The sequence below is a fragment of the Bacillus sp. AFS098217 genome (assembly GCF_002551815.1).
In the GTDB taxonomy this organism is placed as follows: domain Bacteria; phylum Bacillota; class Bacilli; order Bacillales; family Bacillaceae_G; genus Bacillus_A.
The window spans coordinates 1-25,489 of the sequence record NZ_NVPR01000062.1 but is presented as its reverse complement, the minus strand read 5'-3'; the positions used below and the strand labels follow the sequence as shown (position 1 = coordinate 25,489).

The following is a 25,489-nucleotide window of genomic DNA, read 5'->3' as shown; positions in this document are numbered from 1 at the left end:
GGGGGACGTGCAACTATGTTAGAACGAACGTTGCGTGTATTAGAATATAATAAAGTAAAAGAACAATTACTTGAACATACTGCTTCTTCACTTGGTCGTGATAAGGTGAAGGGGCTTGTGCCAAGTACAAATTTTGAAGAAATTGTAGAAATGCAAGAAACAACGGATGAAGCAGCGAAAGTGATTCGCCTAAAAGGACAAGCACCACTTGGCGGGATTTTTGATATTCGCCCAAATGTAAAACGTGCGAAAATCGGTAGTATGCTAAGCCCACATGAGCTTCTTGATGTTGCAAGTACAATGTATGGTAGCCGCCAAATGAAACGATTTATTGAAGATATGGTTGATAATGGCGTAGAGCTACCTATTTTAGAAACGCATGTCGCACAAATTGTGTCTTTATATGATTTAGAAAAGAAAATTACGAACTGCATCGGTGATGGCGGCGAAGTAGTCGATAGCGCAAGTGATAAACTGCGTGGTATTCGTAACCAAATCCGCACTGCAGAAAGCCGTATTCGTGAGAAACTTGAAAATATGACACGCTCTTCAAGTGCTCAGAAGATGCTATCAGATGCAATTGTAACAATCCGTAATGATCGCTATGTAATTCCTGTAAAGCAGGAATACCGCGGTGTATATGGCGGTATTGTTCATGACCAATCCGCATCTGGACAAACGTTATTTATCGAGCCGCAAGTCATTGTAGAACTAAATAACGCATTGCAAGAAGCACGTGTGAAAGAAAAACAAGAAGTAGAACGCATCTTAATGATGTTAACAGAAGAAGTAGCATTAGAAGCAGATATCGTATTAGCAAATGTTGAAGTAATTGCAAATCTTGATTTTATTTTTGCGAAAGCATTTTATGCGAAGAGAATTAAAGCGACGAAACCGATTGTAAATAATGAGCGCTATATGGATTTACGACAAGCGCGTCACCCGCTTATCGATCCAAAAGTCATTGTGCCAAACGATATTATGTTAGGGAAAGACTTCACAACAATCGTTATTACAGGACCGAATACAGGTGGTAAGACAGTTACATTAAAAACAGTCGGCATCTGTGTATTAATGGCGCAATCTGGTCTTCATATCCCTGTACAAGACGAATCAGAGATTTGTGTATTTAAAAATATTTTCGCTGATATCGGTGATGAGCAATCGATTGAGCAAAGTTTAAGTACGTTCTCCTCTCATATGGTGAACATTGTCGATATTTTAGGAAAAGCTGATTTTGAAAGTTTAGTGCTATTCGATGAATTAGGTGCAGGAACAGACCCACAAGAAGGGGCTGCGCTTGCGATTTCCATTTTAGACGAAGTATATAACCGTGGAGCGCGCGTTGTCGCAACGACGCATTATCCAGAACTAAAAGCATATGGCTACAATCGTGAACAAGTCATTAACGCGAGCGTTGAGTTTGATGTGAATACATTAAGTCCAACGTATAAATTATTAATCGGTGTACCAGGACGCAGTAACGCCTTTGAAATTTCAAAACGCCTTGGTTTATCTGAACGTGTAATAGATCGTGCTCGTAATCATATTAGTACGGATACAAATAAAATCGAAAATATGATTGCGAAGCTAGAAGAAAGTCAAAAAAATGCAGAGCGCGAATGGAATGAAGCAGAAGAACATCGTAAGCAATCTGAAAAACTGCATCGTGAATTACAACGTCAAATTATTGAATTTAACGATGAGCGCGATGAAAGATTATTAAAAGCGCAAAAAGAAGGCGAAGAAAAAGTCGAAGCTGCAAAGAAAGAAGCAGAAGGTATCATTCACGAACTTCGTCAATTGCGTAAAGCTCAGCTTGCAAACGTGAAAGATCATGAGCTTATTGAAGCGAAAAGCCGCCTAGAAGGGGCAGCACCAGAGCTTGTGAAAAAACAAAAAGTAAAAGTGAAAAACACAGCGCCAAAACAACAGCTACGACCAGGCGATGAAGTAAAAGTATTAACGTTCGGTCAAAAAGGACAGCTTCTCAAAAAAGTAAGTGATAATGAGTGGAATGTTCAAATTGGTATTCTGAAGATGAAAGTGAAAGAATCTGATATGGAATACATTAATACACCGCAACCAGTAGAGAAAAAAGCAGTTGCAACTGTTAAAGGAAGAGACTACCATGTTTCCTTAGAACTTGATCTTCGCGGTGAACGCTTTGAAAATGCAATGATGCGTGTAGAAAAATATTTAGACGATGCACAGCTTGCCAACTATCCGCGTGTATCTATCATTCACGGAAAAGGAACAGGAGCACTTCGTCAAGGTGTACAAGATTACTTGAAAAAACATCGCGGTGTGAAAAACTTCCGCTATGGTGATATGGGCGAGGGAGGCCTCGGCGTAACAGTTGTCGAATTAAAATAGCAAACAACCAAACAAAAGGGGTAAACCAGTATGTTTATGGACAAACTTGCAAAAGTATTGTTAGCTTGTTGCGGCATATTTTTGGTGATTGGGGTTATTTATTTAGTGGTTTTTGCGAAGTAAAGGAGCGTCAATCTCAGCATGATTATACCGCCTGAGATTGACGCTTTTTCTTTTCGGATAATCTATAGGAAAAAGGAATACGACATGAAAATTAACCAATTTATAAGCGAAGCATTATCTTGCTCAAGGCGAGAAACAGACCGCCTCATTAAAGCGGGCCGCGTGGTAATTAACGGCGAAGTTTGTATGCATGGTGCGATTGTTACACCTAAAGATATTGTAACAATTGATGGTAAAAAAATTAAAAAAGCGAACAAGGAGAAAATCTATATTGCCTTTCACAAGCCAGTTGGTATTACTTGTACTGCAGCAGAACATATTGAAGGAAACATCATCGATTATATCAATCATCCGGAGAGGATTTTTCCAGTTGGTCGTTTAGATAAAGCATCAGAAGGATTGATTTTATTAACGAATGATGGAGCAATTGCTAATCAAATTTTACACGGGGATCATGAGCACGAAAAAGAATATATTGTAACAGTTGATAAGCCATTTACAGATTGGTTTATTGACGGAATGTCCCGTGGCGTGAAAATTAAAGACGGAATGACGAAGCCATGTAAAGTGACGCGAGTAGATCATTCTACATTTCGAATTATTTTAACGCAAGGAATGAATAGGCAAATTCGCCGAATGAGCCGGGCTTTTGGATACACAGTAACGAAACTAAAACGCGTAAGAATTGTGAATATGAAACTTGATGGATTAGAGGCTGGAGAGTGGCGAAATGTCACAGAGCAAGAATTACAAGAACTACTGGAACAACTATAAGGGAAGAAGTTGTTGTGGAGAAATGGCTTGTTGATTGAAAGAAGGCTAGTACTTTATGAATTTTTGCACGTAATCTGTATGTAAACGCATAACACCTATGCAGTTTCACTCACATCATATCATACTGTCGTTCAATAACGTTTGAGGAGGAGTATACCTTCCTTATGAATGAAATGCCAATTATTCATCCATGATGAGCTGGTTGTACTAGAAAAGCAATAATATGGTATAGTGAAACGAGGCTACTTTTAAGCCTCGTTTTTTAAATGCTTCCTATTATATAAATACAAGTTGAAAAACTGACATAAAAACTCCTTTTTTTAGGTGGACGAGAGCATCTGGCCATGCATAGAAGCGGTCAGGGCCTTTTTCTGCCACATGCAAGGGTGAAAACAAAGAGAGAATGTAAGTGCAGGTTATGTTTTATTCTGCATAGCAGCAACTTATATGTTGAAAAATTTAAATGGATTTATATAGATAGAAAGCATTCAGATGGAAAGGAAGACATTACATGCGATCAGAAGTAACTGTAAAGATAAAACCAAAATTTATAAAAGAAATTAGAAGTGGCTATCCGCTTATTTTAAAAGATGCAATTCAAAATTTACATGATGTGCGTGAAGAAGGTACAATTATTAAACTGCTTGATGAGAAGAACCAATTTCTTGGGAAAGGCTATTACGGAAAGCAAAATAAAGGATACGGCTGGATTTTAACGAGAAAAGAGCAGGAACACATTGACCAATCTTTCTTTGAGAGAAAAATCAAATCGGCGCTACATAAAAGAAAAGGTTTTTATAAATCGAATGATACGACTGCATTCCGCGTCGTAAACGGTGAAGGCGATGGACTTGGCGGTTTAATCATTGATTATTATGATGGGTATTATGTAATAAGCTGGTATAGCGAAGGGATTTATGCCTTTAAAAATGAAATTATTGGAGCTCTTCAAAAAGTAGCAAACTTCAAAGGAATCTATCAGAAGAAACGTTTTGATACAAAAGGAAAGTATATGGAAGACGATGACTTTGTTACAGGAGAACGCGGTGAGTTCCCAATCATCGTGAAAGAGAACGGTGTAAACTTTGCGGTTTATTTAAACGATGGGGCGATGGTTGGTGTATTTTTAGATCAGCGCAATGTTCGAAAACAAATTCGTGACACATATGCGAAAGGAAAAACAGTGTTAAATATGTTCTCTTATACAGGTGCTTTCTCAGTATTCGCAGCACTTGGCGGAGCGACAAAAACAACAAGTGTTGACCTTGCTAACCGTAGTTTAAGTAAAACAATTGAGCAATTTAGTGTAAACGGAATTGATTATGAAGCACAAGATATTATTGTGGAAGATGTATTCCATTACTTTAAATATGCAGCAAAGAAACAAATGAAATTTGACATGGTTATACTAGATCCACCAAGCTTTGCACGTTCTAAAAAATATACATTTAGTGCGGCGAAAGACTACAAAAACTTATTAAAAGAAACAATCGCAATTACAGAAAACAATGGTATCATCGTCGCTTCCACAAACTGTAGTACATTCGATATGAAAAAATTTAAATGCTTTATCGACACAGCATTTAAAGAAATGAATGGCAAATACAAAATATTAGAAGAACATTCACTGCCAGAAGATTTCCGTACAATTGATCAATTCAGAGAAGGTAACTACTTAAAAGTAGTGTTCATTGAAAAAATCAAAGGTTAAGCACAATATATCAGTGTTTTTTCCAATATATCGACTTACGGACAAAAAAAGCATAAAAAAAGGAGCTCATGTGAAATTGAGCTCCTTTTTCTATTGCACAATATGTTGCACTCTGCCAACCTGTCCATCTTGCAATCGTACTTTAATGCCGTGCGGATGAGCCGGTGAGTTTGTCAAAATATCTTTTACAATTCCTCGAGTGAGTGTACCAGTACGTTGATCTTTCTTTAACACAATATCAACTTCAAGACCTGGTGAAATGTTAGTACGTTTTTGTCCGTTCATTTACACACCTGTACGTCTGCGTTGGTTGTTTGTTTTTTTCGTTTGTTGGCTTTGTAATTTCTTCGTTGCTTGACTTTGATTTGCAGCATTTGATCCGTTTCCATTTCCTTGCTTTTTCTTCGCAAGTTGTTCGCGCATTAAATCAGCTAAGCTTACTTTTTTATTTTCTGACATGGTAAAACTCCTTTATATTAGGTTAATTATAAACAATAGTCGTGAATTCCATCATAACATTGTTGTGAAAAGAAATGAAGTCAGATTGAATTTTCATATAATTCTTTTCACATTTATAGACTTCAGTTACAATTAAATTGTTAATGTTTGTAAAAAAAGGGGATAGAAGCATGTCACACCATATTTTATTAGTAGAAGACGACATTTCGATTCAAGAAATGGTCGAGACATATTTAACAAAAGAGGGTTTTCAAATAACAATCGCATCTGATGGAGAAGAAGGAGTTACGAAATTTTTAAAAGGTTCATTTGATTTGATCATTCTTGATATCATGATGCCGAAATTAGATGGTTTAGAAGTTGTGAGAATCATTCGTGAAAAAAGTGCTGTGCCGATTTTAATGATGTCCGCAAAAGATACGGATGTTGATAAGGCGATTGGTTTAGGCCTCGGAGCAGATGACTACATCTGTAAACCATTCTCTATGATTGAACTGGCAGCTCGGGTAAAGGCAAGTATTCGAAGATCTACAAAGTATTCAGCCACGGAGCAGAAAGAAGAAACGATTGAGATTGGTAATTTGAAAATTGATCTGATCAATTTCACTGTGCAAAAAAAAGAAAAACAGCTAAAACTGACTTTGAAAGAATTTGAGATTTTAAAACTATTTGTGAAGAATCAAAATCGTGTATTTACAAAAGCTCAAATTTATAACCTGATTTGGAATGAAGAATATTATGGAGATGATAACGTGATTAATGTTCACATGAGACGGTTGCGTGAAAAGATTGAAGATGATCCTTCTAATCCAGAATATATTAAAACATTATGGGGCATTGGCTATAAGTTGGAAGTGATGTAGTATGATCTCTCTTTTAACGATCGTTATCTTCATATTATTAGGTATTATTTATTTTCAATATCGAACACAGAAAAGCAGGAGTGCCAATGTACGCTATACATATGAAAAGTTACAGGATATTGTAAAACAGCAAACAGGTGAGAAATTATTAGTTGTGACAGATGATAAAGAACTGCAGAAATTATTAGTAGCGATTAATCATTTATTAGATGCGAAACAAAAAACGAATGCTTATCATGCGAAGGTTGAAATTTCAATGCGAAAGATGCTTTCTAACATCTCACATGACTTAAAAACACCGCTCACTGTTATTCTTGGATATACAGAAATGTTAAATACAGATAAAACGATGAATAAAGAGGACCAACAAGCATTGTTAGAAAAGGTACATTTGAAAACACTCGAAGTAATGGAACTCATTCATAAATTTTTTGATTTAGCGAAATTAGAATCTGGAGATAAAGCAATCGAAATGACAAAGGTGAATATGAATGAAGTGTGCCGAGAGAAAATTTTATCCTTTTATGATTTAGTAACGACGAAAGGGTTTGAGGTACATATTGATATACCTGAGAAAAATGTATATGCATTTGGAAATGCAGAAGTATTAGGTAGGGTGTTAAATAATTTAATATCCAATGCGATTGCGTATGGATATGACGGAAAAACGCTTGGCATTACATTAAGAGAAGATGATAGGTGTGTGTATGTTGAGGTATGGGACCGCGGGAAAGGAATTGATGAATCTCATATTGATAAAGTATTTGAACGTATGTATACGCTAGAGGATTCGAGGAACCGATTGTATCAAGGAAGCGGCCTTGGGCTTACGATTACAAAACGATTGGTAGAAGCTTTAGGCGGAGAAATTCATCTTTCCAGTACGCCATATGAGAAGACAGTATTTACAATTATGCTGAAAAAAATGGAGTTTTAGCTTGTAGAAAAGAGTATTCTACAAGCTTTTTTTGAACGTAAGGAATTTGTAAGGAATGGGTAAGAAAAAAGAGACTTTCATTGTCTATGATAGAAGTATGAAGTGGAAGCGAAAGGGGAAAATGATATGTCCTATGTATTAAAAACAAATCAGTTAACCAAAGTGTTTGAGGGGAAAGAAGTGATCTCTGGGGTTAATATGCATGTAAAAAAGGGAGAAATCTACGGCTTTTTAGGACCGAATGGTGCTGGTAAAACAACAATTATGAAAATGATTACAAATTTAATAAAACCAACGAGTGGGGATATTGAAATTTTCGGTGAGAAATTAACAGATACATCTTATGACGTGTTAAAACGAATGGGAACAATTATTGAATATCCAATCTTTTATGACAAATTAACAGCTAAAGAAAATTTATATTTACATTGTGAATATATGGGTTACTACGACAAGAAGGGGATTGAGCATGCATTAGATCTTGTCAATTTACACAACGTGGAGAATAAAAAAGTAAAAGACTTTTCACTGGGGATGAAGCAAAGGTTAGGAATTGCCAGAGCAATTTTGACAAAACCGGAGCTATTAATTTTAGATGAACCAATCAACGGTTTAGATCCAATCGGTATTAGAGAACTACGCGACCTATTTAAAATGCTTTGTAAAGAATATGGAATTACTCTATTAGTCTCTAGTCATATTTTAGGGGAAATGGAGCAAATGGCAGATACAATTGGGGTCATTCAAAATGGAAAATTGATAAAAGAAGTTTCTATGAAAAGTATTAATGGTAAGCAAACGGAATATATTGAAATTCAAGTTCAAGATGTGAAACGTGCAGCTTATATTTTAGAAAATAAACTTAGCATAACAAATTACAAAATAATGAGTGAAAGTATGATTCGCGTGTATGAAATGACAGCGACGCAGCAAGAAATTTCCAAAGCATTGATTATGAATGATGTGGAAATTGAAAGTATAAACAAAAAGCATAGTTCATTAGAAGAGTATTTCTTAAATCTAGTGAATGGAGAGGGAATCCATGCTTAATTTAATGAGACTTGAACTCATGAAATTTAAGGTGTGGCCGGTTATTAGAGGGGCACTCATTGCAATATGTATTCTTTCTATATGTATTCCGTTGATATTATGGGATGAAGCAGGAGTAAATGGATATAATCAAACGTTTGCAATCATTGACACTTTTTCACGAGGAGTGTTTATGATTTTCGGAGCAAGTCTAATTGCGAGATTTATTATTCAAGAATTTCAAGAAAAGACGATGACAGTGATGTTTATGTATCCAATCAATCGTAAAAAGATGATGTTTGCAAAAATGTTTATTATCATTTGTTTTACTCTTTGCTTTATTATGATTTCAGATCTTATCGTTTTTGGCATTGTTTATATATTCAATTTGTATCATCCAGTCATTACAGGGACGTTAACCGTATCAATTTTAATCCAAAATGTATTAAAACTATTCATGAATGCATTAGCAGCAACGGGAATTAGTTTAACCCCAATATACTTTGGAATGAAAAAATATTCTGTGCGCACAACGATTGTGTCAGCGATAGTGATTGTAGCATTGTTAAATTCAGGTAGGGGGGCTGGAGGTACATTATTTGATTTTGTTGCTATTCCTATTATATTAGCTTGTATTGGTTTGTTGATCGCTTATATGGCAATAAGAAAGATTGAACAGGTAGATTTGTTTAAATAAGGCGAGTTTAAAGAATAGGAAATATATAAATACAAGTTGAAAAACCAATCTAAAAACCTCTTTCTTTTTAGCTGGACGAGAGCATCTGGCCATGTATAGAAGCGGTCAGGGCCTTTTCCTGCCACATACAAGGGTGAAAACAGAGGGAGAATGCGAGTGCAGGTTATGTTTTATTCTGCATAGCAGCGACTTATATGTTGAAAAATTAAAATGGATTTATATAGAAGATAGAAACGGAAAAGTATAACTCATTAGAAACATATTTTTAAAATCTAATGAATGGAGGAGAACAACATGCTCAAACTTATGAAACTAGAATGGAAAAAACATTGCTTATCTCGTTATTTTAAAGGAGTAGCCATTAGTATTGTATCAATTTTCGTTGCTGTTGCTCTTATGGCATGGGGTTCTAAAGCTGAGAGTGAGCAAATGTTTTCAGATTATACGGGATTTATGTCTTTAACAAATATTTTTATTAGAACAACATTTATGATTTTCTCAGCTGTTATTTTATCACGTTTAGTAATTGATGAATACAAGAGTAAAACGATGGAATTATTGTTTACCTATCCGTTACAACGAAAAAAACTCATGCAAGCGAAGTTAGCAATTGTCTTTGGATTTTGTTTTTGCAGCATAACCATTGCTACTTTTATTATCAATGTGTTAATTTTCTTCTTAAATCCAATGATAGGATTCTTTGAAACACCTGTTAGTATGGAGCAAATCATTGCTACAGTTCCAGCTACTTTTATGAGCGCATTTATGATGGCCGGAGTAAGCCTTATTCCTTTATATTTTGGCATGAGAAAAAAATCGACTCCTACAACGATTACCTCATCTATAGTAATTGGGCTATTGATTAATTCAACTGTTCCTAATGGGGGAGGACAGATTAGTTTGTTTGACTTCATTATAATACCGATTGCGTTCTGTCTATTAGGTCTTGCAATTGGCTACCTTTCTTATCATAAAGTTGACAAAGTAGATGTAGTGTAAAGGAAGATACGATTATGAATGATACGCAGACTTAAAATGAACTGGGGAATAAAAAGTGAAGAAAATGATATTAGCCTCTATTTTTATAATTGTAACTGTTGGAGTAGTTTTTAGTCTCAAGGAAGTAAGGGGAAAGAGTTTTGAAAAAGAAACTTCTTTTGCAGTAGATAGTGTGGAAGAAATAGAAGTAAATAATGAAAATTGGAATGTTGAGTTCAAAAAGGCGGAATCAAAAAAAGTAACAATCGCAGCTGAAGGAAAACAAAAAGATAAGAAGAAAGACCCTGTAACAGTTAAAAATGATGGGAAGAAAATTATAGTAAATCAGCAAGATCAAAAAGGAAGATTTATTGATGGATTCAGCTTTGGAAAGAAAGGTACAATCTATATTTCTATTCCAAAGAATGAAGTAGATACGATTACATTGCATAATCGCTCCGGTGATATAAAAATGAACGATGTAACGACTAAAAATATTGTACTTTCAAACGTATCTGGTTCTGAAAAGATTGAAGGACTATCGGCAGAAAAAGGCACATTTACATCACAAGCTGGGGAATTAAGTGTAAAAGATAGTTCATTAAAAGAACTATCCGTATCTTCTACTACTGGTGATAACTACATTACAAATGTAACTACTCCTAAGATGAAAGTTACCTCAACAGATGGTGAAGTATCAATCAAAGATATAAAAGAAGGAAAATTATTACTAGTAGAAACAAAATTAGGAGATATTGGAGTGTCTTATAAAGAAGCTCCGACTTCATTAATGCTTACGGCTAACAGTAATTCATCTGATATAACAGTGAATTTAAACGGATTGAAGAAAAAAACGAATACGGAAAAATCAAAAGAAGGCACGATTGGTGATGCATCAAATAAAGTGGAGCTCTTAAGTAAAAAAGGAACTATAAATATAAATTCATAACGATTTTGCTATCTATATATACATCAATTAAAAAACCGACATTTAGGTGGGAGAGATGATCTATTCATGCATAGAAGCGGTCAGGGCCTTTTTCTGCCACATGCGAAGTAAAAACAGAAAGAGCAAATGAGTGTAGGTTACTTTTTATCCATGAATCAATACGTATGGAAATACCAGTGATTTACTAGTACTTAATTTAGTAGGTGGGTTTATAGCACTTTTAATAGGAGGAATCGTATATTACAGAAATCCAAAGCAGAAGTTTTTCTTAGTTTTAACGGTGATAGGGATAGTAAGTGTAATTACAACTGGAATTAGAATGTTTTTAAAATACATGATTAATTGATAAGTTTTATCGTTATTCCCATTATATTAGTTTGTATTGGCCTACTTATTGCTTATATGTCAGTAAGAAAGATCGAATAGATTTGTTAAATAAACTATATATACATCAATTAAAAAACCGACATAAAACCCCTCTTTTTAGGCGGGAGAGATGATCTGGCCATGCATAGAAGCGGTCAGGACCTTTTTCTTCCACATGCGAAGTAAAAACAGAAAGAGCAAACGAGTGTAGATTACTTTTTATTCTGTATAACAGGGATTTAGATGTCGAAAAATTAAAATGAATTTATATAGATGAACTAGGGAGGGAATGAAATGCTGCAACTCATGAAGCTAGAAATGAAGAAATGTAAGCTTGGGTGGTATGTGAAGGGTGCGATTATTGCAAATATAGTGATGGTTGCGCTTTTGTTTTTTGTAGGCTATGTGTCACAAATCGAAGGGGATTTAGAACTAAGAAATCCTCAAATGATGCTTTTAATGGCTAGTACAATGGTGAGAGGAACATTTATTGTCTTTGCAGGAGTATTAATTGCAAAATTAGTAATTGAAGAATATAAAAACAGAACAATATTGCTCATGTTTTCGTATCCGATTAATCGAAAAAAAATCATCGCTAGTAAGTTATTAATTACAGCAATGCTAACATTTATAACAGTTGTATTATCTAACATTTTTGTAGTAAGTGTTTTCTTTACGTTAAATAGCTATATGTTAGTTATTCCGAATACAATAACGACAGATGCGTTGATTCAAGAATGTATAAAAGTGGTTCCTTTTGCCATTGCAGCTGCAGGAACAAGTTTAATTCCGTTATACTTTGGTATGCGTAAATATTCTGTACCAACAACAATTCTCTCTTCCTTAGTTGTTGTGGCAATTGCATGTCAAAGCCAACCAGAGTTTTCACTAGCGACCTTTCTCCCACTTCAATTCGCGCTTGCAGCTATTGGTATTATAATTGCTTATTATGGAATTAAAAATATTGAGAACGAGGATCTAGCAGCGTGACCAGAAGAAGTAAAAAAAGAGTTAGCATGATGCTAGCTCTTTTTTTACTTCTATGTTTTAGCCTTATTACTTTGTAATTTTAGAGTGTTGACTTAAATACTCCTGAAGAAATGTCAAAGTGGTTCGGTCCTTTATATTCGCTAATAAAGTAATCAGTGTATAGAAAATAGTTTCACATGAAACAAGTTACAGAAAAAGACAAGGTATTTAGTCTCCTTGTCTTTTTTAGCATCATAACATACTGCTACATTTTCGGAGCTTCCATACCAGTAGCATCCCATTCTTCTTTTGTAGGTCCATAAATACTCGGAACTTTTAAGCCAGCTTGGCGCATTAAGACGGTCATTTGGCCGCGGTGGTGGTTTTGATGGTTAATGAGAGTCATTAAAAACAGAGAATTTGGCATGGGACGTCCAAAGAAATCGTTAATTGTTGTTAAATCTTGATCAGTCCACTGCGTTTGAATCGCTTCAATAAAAGATGCATTTACTTTACGGTAATTTTCTGCAATGGTCTTTGCGGAAGTTGGTACAGGAGAATCTTTTGTTTCCCCATCAAATTGTAAGCCTGTCCCTGATAGCATCACAGGAATCGCAGTGACGATATGCCAAGCAACTTTGCCTAAAGTCCAGTGTCCTGGTGCAATCTCTTGCGATAATGATTCATCAGTTAATGCATCCAACACTCTTTGTGTAGAATCAGCCTCATATTTCCATGCTCTTAAAAACCCCTCAATTGTTTGGTACATGTTATCCCCCCTATGGTTACATTCATATGGTAAATTCGTGAGAGGAGGAGGTTTTTCCTTTCGCGAATTTTTAAGCTAGTACATATAGGGTGAGTTTATAAATGAATAGTTGCATAAAAGTCAGAATATTATGATTGTAACGCTGTTATGACTATAATATAATGAAAACAATCATCATGAATGGACATTCATTTTATTTTTGTAAGAACAGGAAGGAGGAATAAGGATGGAAAAACCTTGGCTAAAAAATTACCCAAAGGAAATTCCACATACAATTTCTTATGAGATGCAGCCGCTCCATGTATATTTACAGCAGATGTCTTCTCGATACCCAGAAAAGAAAGCGCTTCATTTTTTAGGGAAAGATATTACATTTGCAGAGCTAGGTCGTAAGGTGAGACAATTTGCAAATTACCTGAAAAGGCTTGGGGTGAAAAAAGGTGACCGAGTGGCGATTATGTTACCCAATTGCCCGCAAGCTGTGATTGGATATTATGGTACGTTACTTGTAGGTGGTATAGTGGTACAAACAAATCCCCTTTATACAGAGAGGGAGTTAGAATATCAGCTCCATGATTCTGGGGCGAAAGTTATTCTTTGTGTTGACCTAGTTTTCCCGAAAGTCACCAATATTCAGTCTGTTACAAAGGTGGAGCATGTTATTGTAACCCGCATTGCTGACTTTTTGCCATTTCCAAAAAATTTGCTCTATCCATTTGTACAAAAGAAGCAAAGCAATCTTGTTGTAACAGTAACGGAAAGTGATACGATTCATGTTTGGAAATCGGTAGGAAAAGAAAGTGATGAAATGGTAGAAGTGCCGTGTGACCATGAAAATGATTTAGCACTCTTACAATATACGGGAGGTACAACAGGTTTTCCAAAAGGAGTTATGCTCACGCATAAAAATCTTGTATCGAATACGTTGATGGGCGTGCATTGGTTATATAACTGCACGGAGGGAGAAGAAGTCATTCTTGGTGTTCTTCCGTTTTTCCATGTGTATGGGATGACAGCTGTAATGAATTTAGCCATTATGCAAGGGTATAAAATGGTGCTTGTTCCGAAGTTTGATATGAAAATGGTGTTTGAAGCAATTAAAAAACATAAAGTTACACTATTTCCAGGGGCTCCGACAATTTATATTGCTCTTTTAAATAGCCCGCTTCTTAAGGAATATGATATTTCTTCCATTCGCGCTTGTATTAGTGGTTCTGCACCGCTTCCAGTAGAGGTGCAAGAGCAATTTGAAAAGATTACAGGTGGTAAGTTAGTAGAAGGATATGGATTGACAGAGTCATCTCCAGTCACACATGGTAATTTTTTATGGGAAAAGCGTGTGCCAGGAAGTATTGGTGTTCCGTGGCCAGACACAGATGCATGCATTATGTCGCTTGAAACGGGAGAAGCTTTACCTTCAGGTGAAATTGGTGAAATCGTTGTAAAAGGTCCTCAAATAATGAAGGGATATTGGAATAAACCAGAGGAAACCGCAGCAGTATTACAAGACGGTTGGCTACACACTGGCGATGTTGGTTATATGGATGAAGATGGATTTTTCTATGTAAAAGATCGTAAGAAAGATATGATTGTTGCTAGTGGTTTTAATGTATATCCGCGTGAAGTTGAAGAAGTGCTTTATGAGCACGAAAAGGTGCAGGAAGTGGTTGTTATTGGTGTTCCGGATCTGTACCGCGGTGAGACTGTAAAAGCTTTCGTTGTTTTAAAAGAAGGTGAAGTTTGTTCTGAAGAAGAGTTGGATCAGTTTGCTCGTAAATATTTAGCAGCTTATAAAGTTCCGAAAATATATGAGTTCCGGAGTGATTTACCAAAGACAACTGTTGGGAAGATTTTACGCCGTGTCCTTATAGAAGAAGAGCAGAAAAAGAAAGAGGATGAGCAAACGGGCTAAGGCCCTTTCTTTTTGAAAATATAGGATTGACAATTATTGAAATAGTCAGTATTATTAAAATAATGAATGACCACTCATTCAGTCAGTCATCTGCTTGAAGGGGACAGTAAAGTGAAAAAAAACAGACCAAAATATAATCAAATTATTGATGCTGCGGTTATTGTAATCGCAGAGAATGGATATCATCAGGCGCAAGTTTCTAGAATTGCGAAGCAGGCTGGGGTAGCTGATGGAACCATTTATTTATATTTTAAAAATAAAGAAGATATATTAATTTCCTTATTCCAAGAGAAGATGGGAGAATTTATTGAAACAATTCGTCAAAAAACAGCAGGAATTGAGAGCGCTGTAGAGAAGTTATTTATGTTGGTAGAAACGCACTTCTTGCTGTTGTCACAAAATGATCCTCTTGCTATCGTTACACAACTAGAGCTCAGACAATCCAACCAAGAACTACGCCTCAAAATAAATGAAGTATTAAAAGGATACTTACAAGTCATCGATGAGATTTTAGAAACGGGTATAAGGCAAGGCGAATTTCAAACGGATTTAAATGTCCGTGTGGCAAGACAAATGATCTTTGGAACAGTAGATGAAGTTGTGACCAATTGGGTAATGAGCGATCATAAATATGATTTGGTCGCACTTTCAAAAACGGTGCATGGGCTGCTTATTTCAGCTTGTGGTCATCGTTAATAATGGGGAGGGATCATGTTGAAGTTCCTATCTGTAACAGTCGAAGATCATATCGCAGTGGCGAAATTAAATCATCCGCCAGCTAACGCTATGTCTTCACAAGTTATGCACGACGTTACTGAATTAATTGATCAAGTCGAAAAGGATGATAATGTCCGCGTTATCGTTCTTCATGGCGAAGGGCGCTTCTTCTCAGCAGGAGCAGATATTAAAGAATTTACTTCTGTTGAGGAAGCGAAGCAAGCAACCGAGTTAGCACAGCTTGGACAAGTTACTTTTGAGCGTGTAGAAAAATGCTCAAAACCAGTCATTGCGGCAATTCATGGAGCGGCACTTGGCGGTGGCCTTGAATTCGCTATGTCTTGCCACATGCGATTTGTAACTGAAAGTGCAAAGCTTGGTTTGCCAGAGTTAACACTTGGATTGATTCCTGGTTTTGCAGGAACGCAGCGTTTACCTCGTTATGTTGGTAAAGCAAAGGCTTGCGAGATGATGCTAACAAGTACACCGATTACAGGTATACAGGCATTAGAGTGGGGACTTGTTAATGGTGTATTTTCCGAAGAGTCGCTTTTAGAGGATACGCTTCAAATCGCAAAACAAATCGCCGTGAAAAGTCCGGCGACAATTCGTGCTGTGTTAGAGTTACTGCAAACAACAAAATCATCTCATTACTATGAAGGTGTACAGCGTGAGGCACAAATCTTTGGTGAAGTGTTTACAAGTGAAGATGGAAGAGAAGGTGTAGCAGCTTTTTTAGAAAAGCGTAAACCTTCATTTAGTGGTAGGTAGTCCAATTATTTTTTTAATATAAATTAACAGAATATTAAAATTGACGGAATCTTTCTGAAAAACAAGGGGGTAAATGGAATGAACATCTACGTACTCATGAAACGAACATTTGATACAGAAGAAAAAATCGTAATTAAAAACGGTGCAATTTATGATGGCGAAGCGGAATTCATCATCAACCCTTACGATGAATATGCGATTGAAGAAGCAATTCAAGTAAGAGATGCACAAGGCGGTGAAATTACAGTTGTAACAGTTGGCGGTGAAGAAAGCGAAAAAGAACTTCGCACTGCGCTAGCGATGGGCTGTGATAAAGCGGTATTAATTAATATTGAAGATGATGTTGAAAATGGGGACCAATTTACAACAGCAAAAGTGCTTGCTGAGTATTTAAAAGATAAAGAAGTCGATTTAATCTTAGGTGGAAACGTAGCGATTGATGGCGCATCTGGACAAGTTGGACCACGTGTAGCTGAAGCGTTAAATATTCCATACGTAACAACAATTACAAAGCTTGAAATTGACGGTACAAACGTGAAGATTGAGCGCGATGTTGAAGGGGATACAGAAGTGATTGAAACGTCACTACCGCTTTTAGTAACAGCGCAGCAAGGCTTAAATGAACCACGTTATCCATCGCTTCCAGGAATTATGAAAGCGAAGAAAAAACCGCTTGAAGAATTAGAATTAGATGATCTAGATTTAGAGGAAGATGATGTGGAGGCAAAAACAAAAACAATTGAAATTTATTTACCTCCTAAGAAAGATGCAGGAAAAGTGTTACAAGGCGAGCTGCAAGATCAAGTAAAAGAACTTGTATCGTTGCTCCATACAGAAGCGAAAGTAATCTAATAAAATACGAAATTATATATGCAGGAGGGAAAATCTATGGCTCGTAAAGTATTAGTAATGGGTGAAGTTCGTGACGGATCACTACGTAACGTTTCATTTGAAGCGGTAGCAGCAGCAAAAACAATTGCAGAAGGCGGTGAAGTGGTTGGCCTTCTAGTTGGAGAAAGCGTTGCTTCTTTTGCAAATGAATTGATTCATTACGGTGCAGATCGCGTTGTGACAGTTGAAAGTGATAAATTAAAATCATATACATCTGATGGTTATGCACAAGCATTTTTAGCTGTGTATGGTGAAGAAAAGCCAGAAGGTATCGTATTTGGACATACCGCACTTGGTAAAGATTTATCACCAAAGCTGGCTGCAAAACTTGAAGCAGGTCTTATTTCTGACGTGACTGCATTAGAAGCTGCGGGTGATAATGTTGTCTTCACTCGTCCAATTTACTCTGGTAAAGCATTCGAGAAGAAAATTGTAACAGATGGCATTCTGTTTGCGACAGTGCGTCCAAATAACATCGCGCCGCTTGAAAAAGATGAGTCCCGTACTGGTGATGTATCTTCTATTACAGTTGATGTAAAAGATTTACGTACAATCATTCAAGATGTTGTGCGTAAAACAGCAGCAGGTGTTGATCTTTCAGAAGCGAAAGTCATTATTGCTGGCGGACGTGGAGTGAAAAGTGAAGACGGATTTAAACCGTTACAAGAACTAGCAGATGTGCTAGGTGGTGCTGTTGGAGCATCCCGTGGTGCTTGTGACGCAGAATACTGCGATTACTCATTACAAATTGGACAAACAGGTAAAGTTGTTACGCCAGATTTATATATTGCATGTGGTATTTCTGGTGCGATTCAGCATTTAGCAGGTATGTCTAACTCTAAAGTAATCGTTGCAATTAACAAAGACCCAGAAGCAAGTATCTTCAAAGTAGCTGATTATGGTATTGTCGGTGATTTATTTGAAGTTGTGCCTCTTTTAACAGAGGAGTTTAAAAAGTTAAAAGTACATTCATGATTTGAGTACCCTTGAGTTCCAAGTGAAGTACCCCTATATATAGAAAAGGTGAGAGATCCCCTGTCTCTCACCTTTTAGCATGTGATCTGTATTTTTGTATAGTATAAAGAAACATTTTTTTGTTACAATACATAACGATACATAATATTCGCCACGTATATAAGATAATGATATACTCTTGGTAGAATATACTTGAAGGAGGAAACAAAATGGCAATTGTAAACGCAACTGACCAAAACTTCGCAGCTGAAACAAGCGAAGGTATTGTATTATTAGATTTCTGGGCACCATGGTGTGGACCTTGTAAAATGATCGCTCCTGTATTAGAGGAAATCGATGCAGAATTAGGCGAGAAAGTAAAAGTAGTAAAAGTAGACGTTGATGAAAATCAAGAAACTGCTCGTCAATTTGAAGTAATGAGCATTCCATCTCTTTTCGTATTAAAAGATGGTAAAGTGGTTGATCAAGCGTTAGGTTACAAACCAAAAGAAGCGTTAGTAGAATTAGTTTCTAAACACTTCTAAAATAAAAAAGCTGCCACGGGGCAGCTTTTTGTCTTTGTTAGACGATAATGATACCTGTAAAAGCCGTATTGGTAAGGGTTAATAATGAGTAGAAGGTGAATGGGTTTGTTTAGATGGAGAGAATAAGCTTAGTTAATCAAACCATCTTTGATGCATTTCTTTTAAAAAGGTTTCAGTAATTTTAAATCCAGACCCCTCTCCTATAACAGATTCGATACCACAATAGGGACAAACTGCTGTATCATTATCATCCCACCATTCAGTAATTGTATTTGGGTTAAAAATGTTCAAGCAATAAAAACAACCGCATATAATGTCCTTTTCTAAATAAATTTTATTACGAGAACAGAAACGATGTGCGTTCTCAAAATATTTCTCCATTGGTAACCTCCTTTTTATGCTTTTCTTTCATGTACAAATAGTTTGCATAACATACATAATCAAAGGTTAAAAAGATAAATCAAAAATTCTATTTTGTTAGTTTAACATGAAAATCGATAATGAAAATCTATTTGAAAGTCGAAAATACGTATAATGTTTTCCTTTTTTTCTGCTTTCCGTTACAATAAAAGAACGTATGTTGGGTATTTCGAACAGTGTATGTTTTTGTTTGAAAGCAACAATGATAAACATGTAGAAACGGGGGGTTATGAGTGCACGAGCATTTAAAAGAGAAATTAGCGATTTTACCAGATCAACCAGGTTGTTATTTAATGAAAGATAAGCAAGGGACAGTGATATATGTCGGGAAGGCGAAGGTGTTAAAAAATCGTGTGCGCTCGTATTTTACCGGTTCGCATGATGGAAAAACACTCCGTCTTGTTGGAGAAATTGTTGATTTTGAATATATTGTGACCTCATCGAATCTAGAGGCGCTTATTTTAGAATTAAATTTAATAAAAAAATATGATCCAAAATATAATATTCAATTAAAAGATGATAAGACATATCCATTTATTAAAATTACAGCTGAGACACAGCCTCGCTTGCTTATTACGAGAAATGTAAAGAAGGATAAAGGAAAGTATTTTGGTCCGTATCCAAATGCGCAGTCAGCTTATGAAACAAAAAAGCTGCTAGATCGCATGTATCCGCTTCGTAAGTGTACAAATATGCCAGACAAGGTTTGTTTATATTATCATATGGGTCAATGCTTAGCACCTTGTGTAAAAGAAGTAACAGAGGATCAAAATAAAGAAATTGTTGATGAAATCATTAAGTTTTTAAATGGCGGGCAGAAAGAGGTTCGCTCAGAATTAGAAAAGAAAATGTATGAGGCATCAGAGAAATTAGAGTTTGAACGGGCAAAAGAACTGCGAGATCAAATTGCTCATATCGATGCGATTATGGAAAAACAGAAGATGATTATGAGCGACTTAGTTGATCGTGATGTATTTGGTTATGCAGTTGATAAAGGATGGATGTGTGTACAAGTTTTCTTTGTTCGAAAAGGAAAGTTAATTGAACGGGATGTTTCCATGTTTCCGATTTACGATGAGCCTGAAGAAGGATTTTTAACCTTTATCGGGCAATTTTATGAAAAAAGTAGTCACTTTAAGCCGAAAGAAATTGTCGTACCAGGAAGTATCGATTCTGAATTAGTAGAGCGTTTTTTAGAAGTAGAGGCAACGCAGCCAAAACGTGGCAAGAAAAAAGAACTTGTTGAGTTAGCGAATAAGAACGCGAAAATTGCTTTACAAGAGAAGTTTTATTTAATTGAACGTGATGAAGAGCGGACAATTAAGGCTGTTGAGAATTTAGGCGAGCAGCTTAATATTGAAACACCATATCGTATTGAGGCATTTGATAACTCAAATATTCAAGGGACGAATCCAGTTTCAGCGATGATTGTATTTATTGATGGAAAACCAGCGAAAAAGGAATATCGGAAATATAAAATAAAAACGGTTCAAGGACCAGATGATTATGAATCGATGCGAGAAGTGGTAAGGCGCCGTTATACACGCGCGTTAAAAGAAAGTTTACCATTGCCGGATCTAATTGTGATTGATGGCGGGAAAGGGCACCTTGCAGCGGCAAGTGACGTCCTTGAAAATGAGCTCGGGTTGTATATTCCAATGGCTGGACTTGTTAAAGATGATAAACACCGGACATCACATTTAATCATTGGAGATCCGCCTGAACCAGTGATGCTGGAAAGGAATAGTCAAGAATTTTACTTATTGCAGCGTATTCAAGACGAAGTGCACCGATTTGCAATTACATTTCATCGTCAGCTTCACGGAAAATCAGTGATTCAATCCGCATTAGATGATATTCCTGGAGTTGGAGAAAAGCGAAAAAAAGTATTGTTAAAACATTTTGGCTCGTTAAAAAAAATGAAAGAAGCTTCTGTGACGGAATTTGTCGAAGCCGGAATGCCGCAAAATGTGGCAGAGACCATTTATTCCTATCTAACGGATAAGAAGACATTGTAGTTTACAATGTCTTCTATTTTTTAGTATAATTTCAGAAGATTAAAAATTATTATAAGTGAATGAATATACATAAATGGAACAGTCAACTAAACCTATATGTTTAGTTGACTGTTACTGTAGATTCTACGCTTCAACGAGATCTTTTACGTCCCATTTTACAAGAAATGTAATAGAATCCGAGCGTTTCTTTTGTTCTTCGTATGACTCTGCAATAACGTTTCGTTGATTTTGAATTTGTTCTGCAATAAAGCCGGCTTCTAATTGATAAGACGAATGTCTCTTTTGTTTTTGACGCTCTTTAATAAGCGGGCTTGTTAGCTGGAAGTGCATTTCGCGGCGTTTATGCTCGATAATGTTTAAAGTGCCCCAGCCTGCTTTTTCAAAAAAGTGAATGACTTCTTCAATTGATTCTAATTGGTATTTTCGTGCTAAGTTTCTGCCAGCCCAGTATAAGATGTCATCTAAGTCTTTACCAATTAAGTCAGGTAATAATTCTTCACGCAGCAATTCATAAGCGAAGGCGTTCAATGAAACATCTTGTAAAGATTCTATATCGACTGTATTTTTGCTCACAATATTCCCCTCTTTCTATAGGGATTATTATATAACATTTCTCATTTATAAAAACAGAACTTTCTTTAGGGAAATCTGAATATATAGGAAGAAAAAAAGAAATAGCAAATTATATGCAATTTATGTATACGTTTTCTTGACGCTTCGACAAAAATAGGAGTAAAATGAACTTGGTATCAGATTATGCTGAAATATTTTGAATAATTTTTTCAGTTTTTCTTATAGCAATAGTGAAAAAAATATTATTGCTATAAACTAATACTTAAAGCAGCAGTTAAACACTCAAGGGGGGTAATGGGGACATGAAAGGCCGCGAGTATACGTTTCGCAAGTGGCACTCATTAATGGGGGTCATTCCGGTTGGTGTCTTTTTGACGCAACATTTAGTAGTAAACAACTTTGCAACAAGAGGAGCAGAGGCTTTTAACAAAGCTGCACATTTTATGGAGCTCCTTCCATTCCGGTATGCGCTAGAAATTTTCATCATCTTTTTACCAATACTGTACCATGCTATATATGGACTATATATTGCATTTACAGCTAAGAATAATGCGGCATCTTACAGTTATTTCCGTAACTGGATGTTCGTATTCCAACGAATTTCAGGTGTCATCACGCTTATTTTCTTATCTTGGCACATTTGGGAAACACGCATTCAAGCTGCAATGGGACAGCAAGTAAATTATGATATGATGGCAGGTATTTTAAGTAATCCAGCTATGTTTGGCTTCTATTTAGTTGGGGTTGTATCAACAATTTTCCACTTTGCTAATGGATTATGGACATTCTGCATTAGCTGGGGAATTACAGTATCGCCACGTTCACAACGTATCTCTACTTATGTAACATTGGCTATTTTCTTAGGTTTATCTTATGTAGGTGTGAGTGCATTATTAGCGTTCATCGATCCACAGCTAGCAAATCAGTAAGGAGTGGGAGAGCATGAAAGGGAAACTTATAGTAGTCGGCGGTGGCTTAGCCGGCTTGATGGCAACGATTAAGGCAGCAGAAGCAGGAGTAAATGTAGAACTATTTTCTTTAGTACCAGTAAAACGTTCACATTCTGTTTGTGCGCAGGGTGGTATTAACGGGGCCGTAAATACGAAAGGTGAAGGGGATTCTCCATGGATCCACTTTGACGATACAATTTATGGTGGCGATTTCTTAGCGAATCAACCACCAGTTAAAGCAATGTGTGAAGCAGCGCCTGGTATTATTCATTTAATGGACCGTATGGGTGTTATGTTTAACCGTACAGAAGAAGGACTTCTTGACTTCCGTCGCTTCGGAGGAACACAACATCACCGTACAGCATTTGCTGGTGCGACAACTGGTCAACAATTATTGTACGCATTAGATGAGCAAGTACGTCGTCATGAAGTAGCAGGACTTGTAACGAAATATGAAGGTTGGGATTTCTTACGTGCTGTTATCGATGATGAAGGCGTATGCCGCGGAATCGTTGCGCAAGACTTGCAAACTATGGAGATTAAGAGTTTCCAAGCGGATGCCGTAATTATGGCAACAGGGGGCCCTGGTATCATCTTTGGAAAATCGACAAACTCTATTATCAATACAGGTACAGCAGCATCTGCTGTATATCAACAAGGTGCATATTATGCAAATGGTGAGTTCATTCAAATTCATCCGACTGCAATTCCTGGGGACGATAAGTTACGTCTTATGAGTGAATCTGCACGTGGTGAAGGTGGACGCGTTTGGACGTATAAAGACGGTAAGCCATGGTACTTCTTAGAAGAGAAATATCCTGCATATGGAAACCTTGTACCTCGTGATATCGCAACACGTGAAATTTTTGATGTTTGTGTAGAGCAAAAACTAGGTATTAACGGGGAAAACATGGTATATCTAGATCTTTCTCATAAAGATCCGAAAGAACTAGATATTAAACTTGGTGGAATTATTGAAATCTATGAAAAGTTCACAGGTGATGATCCTCGTAAACTACCAATGAAAATCTTCCCAGCTGTTCATTACTCAATGGGTGGATTATGGGTTGATTATAAGCAAATGACAAGTATTCCAGGATTGTTTGCAGCTGGTGAGTGTGATTATTCAATGCATGGCGGTAACAGACTAGGTGCTAACTCATTACTTTCAGCGATTTATGGCGGAATGGTAGCGGGACCAAATGCAATTGAATACATGAAAGGACTTTCAAAATCATCTGATGCTGTTTCATCTGCTGTATATGAGCAAAATGAATTAATCGAAACAGAGAAATTTAACAATATTTTAACGTTAGATGGTAATGAAAATGCGTATGTTCTTCATAAAGAGCTTGGAGAATGGATGACAGATAACGTAACAGTAGTTCGTGAAAATAAAAAATTACTAGAAACAGATGATAAAATTCAAGAGTTAATGGAGCGTTATAAACGCATTAACATTAACGATACGGCAAAATGGAGTAACCAAGGTGCTTCATTTACACGTCAACTTGCAAACATGTTTGAATTGGCTCGTGTTATTACAATTGGTGCATATAACCGTAATGAAAGCCGCGGTGCGCATTATAAACCAGAATTCCCAAATCGTGATGATGCGAACTTCTTAAAAACTACTATGGCGAAATTTGAGGGAGAAGGAAATGCACCAGCATTCCATTATGAAGATGTTGATACTTCATTAATTAAACCACGTAAACGTGACTATTCTTCAAAACATGACGTAGCTGCTAAGAATGAAGAGAAGGGGGATAAACAACATGTCTGAGAAAACAATCCGCCTTATCATTACGAGACAAGATGGACCAGATGCGCAGCCGTATGATCAAGAGTTTGAAATTCCATATCGTCCAAATATGAATATCATTTCAGCTCTTATGGAAATTCGTCGTAATCCTGTTGATGCAAAAGGAACTCATACGACTCCTGTTGCTTGGGATATGAACTGCTTAGAAGAAGTATGTGGTGCTTGTTCTATGGTGATTAACGGTAAACCACGTCAATCGTGTACAGCGCTTATTGATAAGTTAGAACAACCAGTTCGCTTAAAGCCGATGAAGACATTCCCAGTTGTACGTGATTTACAAGTTGACCGTAGTCGCATGTTCAATGCATTAAAACGTGTGAAGGCTTGGATTCCAATTGATGGTACGTATGATTTAGGACCAGGACCAAGAATGCCAGAGAAAAAGCGTCAATGGGCGTATGAACTTTCAAAATGTATGACATGTGGTGTTTGCTTAGAATCATGTCCAAACGTAAATAGTAAATCTGATTTCATTGGACCAGCACCGCTTTCACAAGCACGCTTATTTAACTCACATCCAACTGGTGAAATGCATAAAGCAGATCGCTTACGTGCAATTATGGGTGATGGTGGACTTGCAAACTGTGGTAACTCACAAAACTGCGTACAATCATGTCCAAAAGGTATTCCATTAACAACATCAATTGCGGCATTAAACCGTGATACAACGATTCAATCGTTCAAAGACTTCTTTGGTAGCGACAATAACTATTAATAAATATTGCCTCTTCGATTTGAAGAGGCAATATTTATATATAAATCCATTTTAATTTTTCGGCCTTTAAATCCCTGCTACGCAGAATAAAAAGTAACCTACACTCGTTTGCTCTTTCTGTTTTTACTTCGCATGTGGCAGAAAAAGGCCCTGACCGCTTCTATGCATGGCCAGATGCTCTCTCCCACCTAAAAAGAG

25 protein-coding genes are annotated in these 25,489 nt (G+C 36.5%); 20 read left to right on the top strand and 5 right to left on the bottom strand.

Annotation, left to right across the window (positions count from 1 at the left end; all coding sequences use genetic code 11):
* Positions 1 to 15: 15 nt before the first annotated feature.
* The 3 genes from COO03_RS17330 to COO03_RS17315 all read left to right on the top strand — a co-directional run bounded on the left by COO03_RS17330 (position 16) and on the right by COO03_RS17315 (position 4,984).
* The gene (locus COO03_RS17330; RefSeq protein ID WP_097898349.1) at positions 16 to 2,376 is read left to right on the top strand and encodes an endonuclease MutS2; all 2,361 of its coding nucleotides are present in this window, start codon (positions 16 to 18) and stop codon (positions 2,374 to 2,376) included.
* Between the two features lie 207 nt (positions 2,377 to 2,583).
* Entirely contained in the window at positions 2,584 to 3,273 is a 690-nt protein-coding gene (locus COO03_RS17320; RefSeq protein WP_097898425.1) for a 23S rRNA pseudouridine(2604) synthase RluF, read from the top strand.
* A gap of 511 nt (positions 3,274 to 3,784) precedes the next feature.
* The gene (locus COO03_RS17315; protein WP_097898348.1) at positions 3,785 to 4,984 is read left to right on the top strand and encodes a class I SAM-dependent rRNA methyltransferase; all 1,200 of its coding nucleotides are present in this window, start codon (positions 3,785 to 3,787) and stop codon (positions 4,982 to 4,984) included.
* Between the two features lie 90 nt (positions 4,985 to 5,074).
* Here COO03_RS17315 and COO03_RS17310 read toward each other — a convergent pair whose 3' ends face one another.
* Both COO03_RS17310 and COO03_RS27140 read right to left on the bottom strand, forming a co-directional pair.
* Positions 5,075 to 5,269 carry a YwbE family protein gene (locus COO03_RS17310; protein WP_097898347.1) on the bottom strand — a complete coding sequence of 65 codons (195 nt, stop codon included), beginning with the start codon at positions 5,267 to 5,269 and terminating at the stop codon, positions 5,075 to 5,077.
* Positions 5,270 to 5,443 carry a hypothetical protein gene (locus tag COO03_RS27140; protein WP_097898346.1) on the bottom strand — a complete coding sequence of 58 codons (174 nt, stop codon included), beginning with the start codon at positions 5,441 to 5,443 and terminating at the stop codon, positions 5,270 to 5,272.
* 170 nt (positions 5,444 to 5,613) lie between these two features.
* Here COO03_RS27140 and COO03_RS17300 point away from each other — a divergent pair, with 170 nt between their 5' ends.
* The 7 genes from COO03_RS17300 (at position 5,614) to COO03_RS17265 (ending at position 12,252) form a co-directional block, all read left to right on the top strand.
* Complete coding sequence (locus COO03_RS17300) at positions 5,614 to 6,306, top strand: response regulator transcription factor (RefSeq protein ID WP_097898345.1); 693 nt, start codon at positions 5,614 to 5,616, stop codon at positions 6,304 to 6,306.
* Between the two features lies 1 nt (position 6,307).
* Positions 6,308 to 7,243: a sensor histidine kinase gene (locus tag COO03_RS17295; protein ID WP_097898344.1), complete on the top strand. Its 936-nt coding sequence runs from the start codon at positions 6,308 to 6,310 to the stop codon at positions 7,241 to 7,243.
* A gap of 126 nt (positions 7,244 to 7,369) precedes the next feature.
* The gene (locus COO03_RS17290; protein ID WP_097898343.1) at positions 7,370 to 8,293 is read left to right on the top strand and encodes an ABC transporter ATP-binding protein; all 924 of its coding nucleotides are present in this window, start codon (positions 7,370 to 7,372) and stop codon (positions 8,291 to 8,293) included.
* Complete coding sequence (locus COO03_RS17285; RefSeq protein WP_170958203.1) at positions 8,286 to 8,969, top strand: ABC transporter permease; 684 nt, start codon at positions 8,286 to 8,288, stop codon at positions 8,967 to 8,969. The genes COO03_RS17290 and COO03_RS17285 overlap by 8 nt, the downstream gene beginning before the upstream one ends.
* 294 nt (positions 8,970 to 9,263) lie before the next feature.
* Positions 9,264 to 9,968 carry an ABC transporter permease gene (locus COO03_RS17280; RefSeq protein ID WP_097898342.1) on the top strand — a complete coding sequence of 235 codons (705 nt, stop codon included), beginning with the start codon at positions 9,264 to 9,266 and terminating at the stop codon, positions 9,966 to 9,968.
* Positions 9,969 to 10,023: 55 nt separating this feature from the next.
* On the top strand, positions 10,024 to 10,896 hold the full coding sequence (locus tag COO03_RS17275) for a DUF4097 family beta strand repeat-containing protein (protein ID WP_097898341.1): 873 nt from the start codon (positions 10,024 to 10,026) through the stop codon (positions 10,894 to 10,896).
* A gap of 660 nt (positions 10,897 to 11,556) precedes the next feature.
* The gene (locus COO03_RS17265) at positions 11,557 to 12,252 is read left to right on the top strand and encodes an ABC transporter permease (RefSeq protein ID WP_097898340.1); all 696 of its coding nucleotides are present in this window, start codon (positions 11,557 to 11,559) and stop codon (positions 12,250 to 12,252) included.
* Between the two features lie 244 nt (positions 12,253 to 12,496).
* On the opposite strand, the gene COO03_RS17260 is transcribed toward COO03_RS17265, so the two are convergent.
* On the bottom strand, positions 12,497 to 13,000 hold the full coding sequence (locus COO03_RS17260; RefSeq protein ID WP_097898339.1) for a DinB family protein: 504 nt from the start codon (positions 12,998 to 13,000) through the stop codon (positions 12,497 to 12,499).
* Positions 13,001 to 13,226: 226 nt separating this feature from the next.
* On the opposite strand from COO03_RS17260, the gene COO03_RS17255 reads away from it, so the two are divergent.
* The 6 genes from COO03_RS17255 to trxA all read left to right on the top strand — a co-directional run bounded on the left by COO03_RS17255 (position 13,227) and on the right by trxA (position 18,790).
* A complete protein-coding gene (locus COO03_RS17255) occupies positions 13,227 to 14,912 on the top strand; it encodes a long-chain-fatty-acid--CoA ligase (protein WP_097898338.1) in 1,686 nt (561 codons plus the stop codon).
* 111 nt (positions 14,913 to 15,023) lie between these two features.
* On the top strand, positions 15,024 to 15,608 hold the full coding sequence (locus COO03_RS17250) for a TetR/AcrR family transcriptional regulator (RefSeq protein ID WP_438825161.1): 585 nt from the start codon (positions 15,024 to 15,026) through the stop codon (positions 15,606 to 15,608).
* 15 nt (positions 15,609 to 15,623) lie between these two features.
* Positions 15,624 to 16,400, top strand: a complete 777-nt coding sequence (locus COO03_RS17245) for an enoyl-CoA hydratase (protein WP_097898336.1) — start codon at positions 15,624 to 15,626, stop codon at positions 16,398 to 16,400.
* A gap of 78 nt (positions 16,401 to 16,478) precedes the next feature.
* Positions 16,479 to 17,252: an electron transfer flavoprotein subunit beta gene (gene etfB, locus COO03_RS17240; protein WP_097898335.1), complete on the top strand. Its 774-nt coding sequence runs from the start codon at positions 16,479 to 16,481 to the stop codon at positions 17,250 to 17,252.
* A gap of 36 nt (positions 17,253 to 17,288) precedes the next feature.
* Complete coding sequence (etfA, locus tag COO03_RS17235) at positions 17,289 to 18,266, top strand: electron transfer flavoprotein subunit alpha (RefSeq protein WP_097898334.1); 978 nt, start codon at positions 17,289 to 17,291, stop codon at positions 18,264 to 18,266.
* A gap of 209 nt (positions 18,267 to 18,475) precedes the next feature.
* On the top strand, positions 18,476 to 18,790 hold the full coding sequence (gene trxA, locus COO03_RS17230) for a thioredoxin (protein ID WP_097898333.1): 315 nt from the start codon (positions 18,476 to 18,478) through the stop codon (positions 18,788 to 18,790).
* A 132-nt stretch (positions 18,791 to 18,922) separates the two neighbouring features.
* Here trxA and COO03_RS17225 read toward each other — a convergent pair whose 3' ends face one another.
* Positions 18,923 to 19,171 carry a cytoplasmic protein gene (locus COO03_RS17225; RefSeq protein ID WP_097898332.1) on the bottom strand — a complete coding sequence of 83 codons (249 nt, stop codon included), beginning with the start codon at positions 19,169 to 19,171 and terminating at the stop codon, positions 18,923 to 18,925.
* A gap of 272 nt (positions 19,172 to 19,443) precedes the next feature.
* Between COO03_RS17225 and uvrC the strand changes: the two genes are divergently transcribed.
* Positions 19,444 to 21,228 (top strand): excinuclease ABC subunit C, encoded by a 1,785-nt coding sequence (gene uvrC / locus COO03_RS17220; RefSeq protein WP_097898331.1) that lies wholly within the window; start codon positions 19,444 to 19,446, stop codon positions 21,226 to 21,228.
* Between the two features lie 123 nt (positions 21,229 to 21,351).
* On the opposite strand, the gene COO03_RS17215 is transcribed toward uvrC, so the two are convergent.
* The gene (locus tag COO03_RS17215) at positions 21,352 to 21,801 is read right to left on the bottom strand and encodes a YslB family protein (RefSeq protein ID WP_097898330.1); all 450 of its coding nucleotides are present in this window, start codon (positions 21,799 to 21,801) and stop codon (positions 21,352 to 21,354) included.
* A 302-nt stretch (positions 21,802 to 22,103) separates the two neighbouring features.
* On the opposite strand from COO03_RS17215, the gene COO03_RS17210 reads away from it, so the two are divergent.
* Genes COO03_RS17210 through sdhB form a run of 3 tightly spaced genes read left to right on the top strand, consistent with a single transcriptional unit; the run spans position 22,104 to position 25,291 of the window.
* The gene (locus COO03_RS17210) at positions 22,104 to 22,730 is read left to right on the top strand and encodes a succinate dehydrogenase cytochrome b558 subunit (protein WP_097898329.1); all 627 of its coding nucleotides are present in this window, start codon (positions 22,104 to 22,106) and stop codon (positions 22,728 to 22,730) included.
* A 13-nt stretch (positions 22,731 to 22,743) separates the two neighbouring features.
* Positions 22,744 to 24,537 (top strand): succinate dehydrogenase flavoprotein subunit, encoded by a 1,794-nt coding sequence (gene sdhA / locus COO03_RS17205; protein WP_097898328.1) that lies wholly within the window; start codon positions 22,744 to 22,746, stop codon positions 24,535 to 24,537.
* Positions 24,530 to 25,291, top strand: a complete 762-nt coding sequence (gene sdhB, locus COO03_RS17200; protein ID WP_097898327.1) for a succinate dehydrogenase iron-sulfur subunit — start codon at positions 24,530 to 24,532, stop codon at positions 25,289 to 25,291. Before sdhA ends, sdhB begins: the two co-directional genes overlap by 8 nt.
* Positions 25,292 to 25,489: the final 198 nt, after the last annotated feature.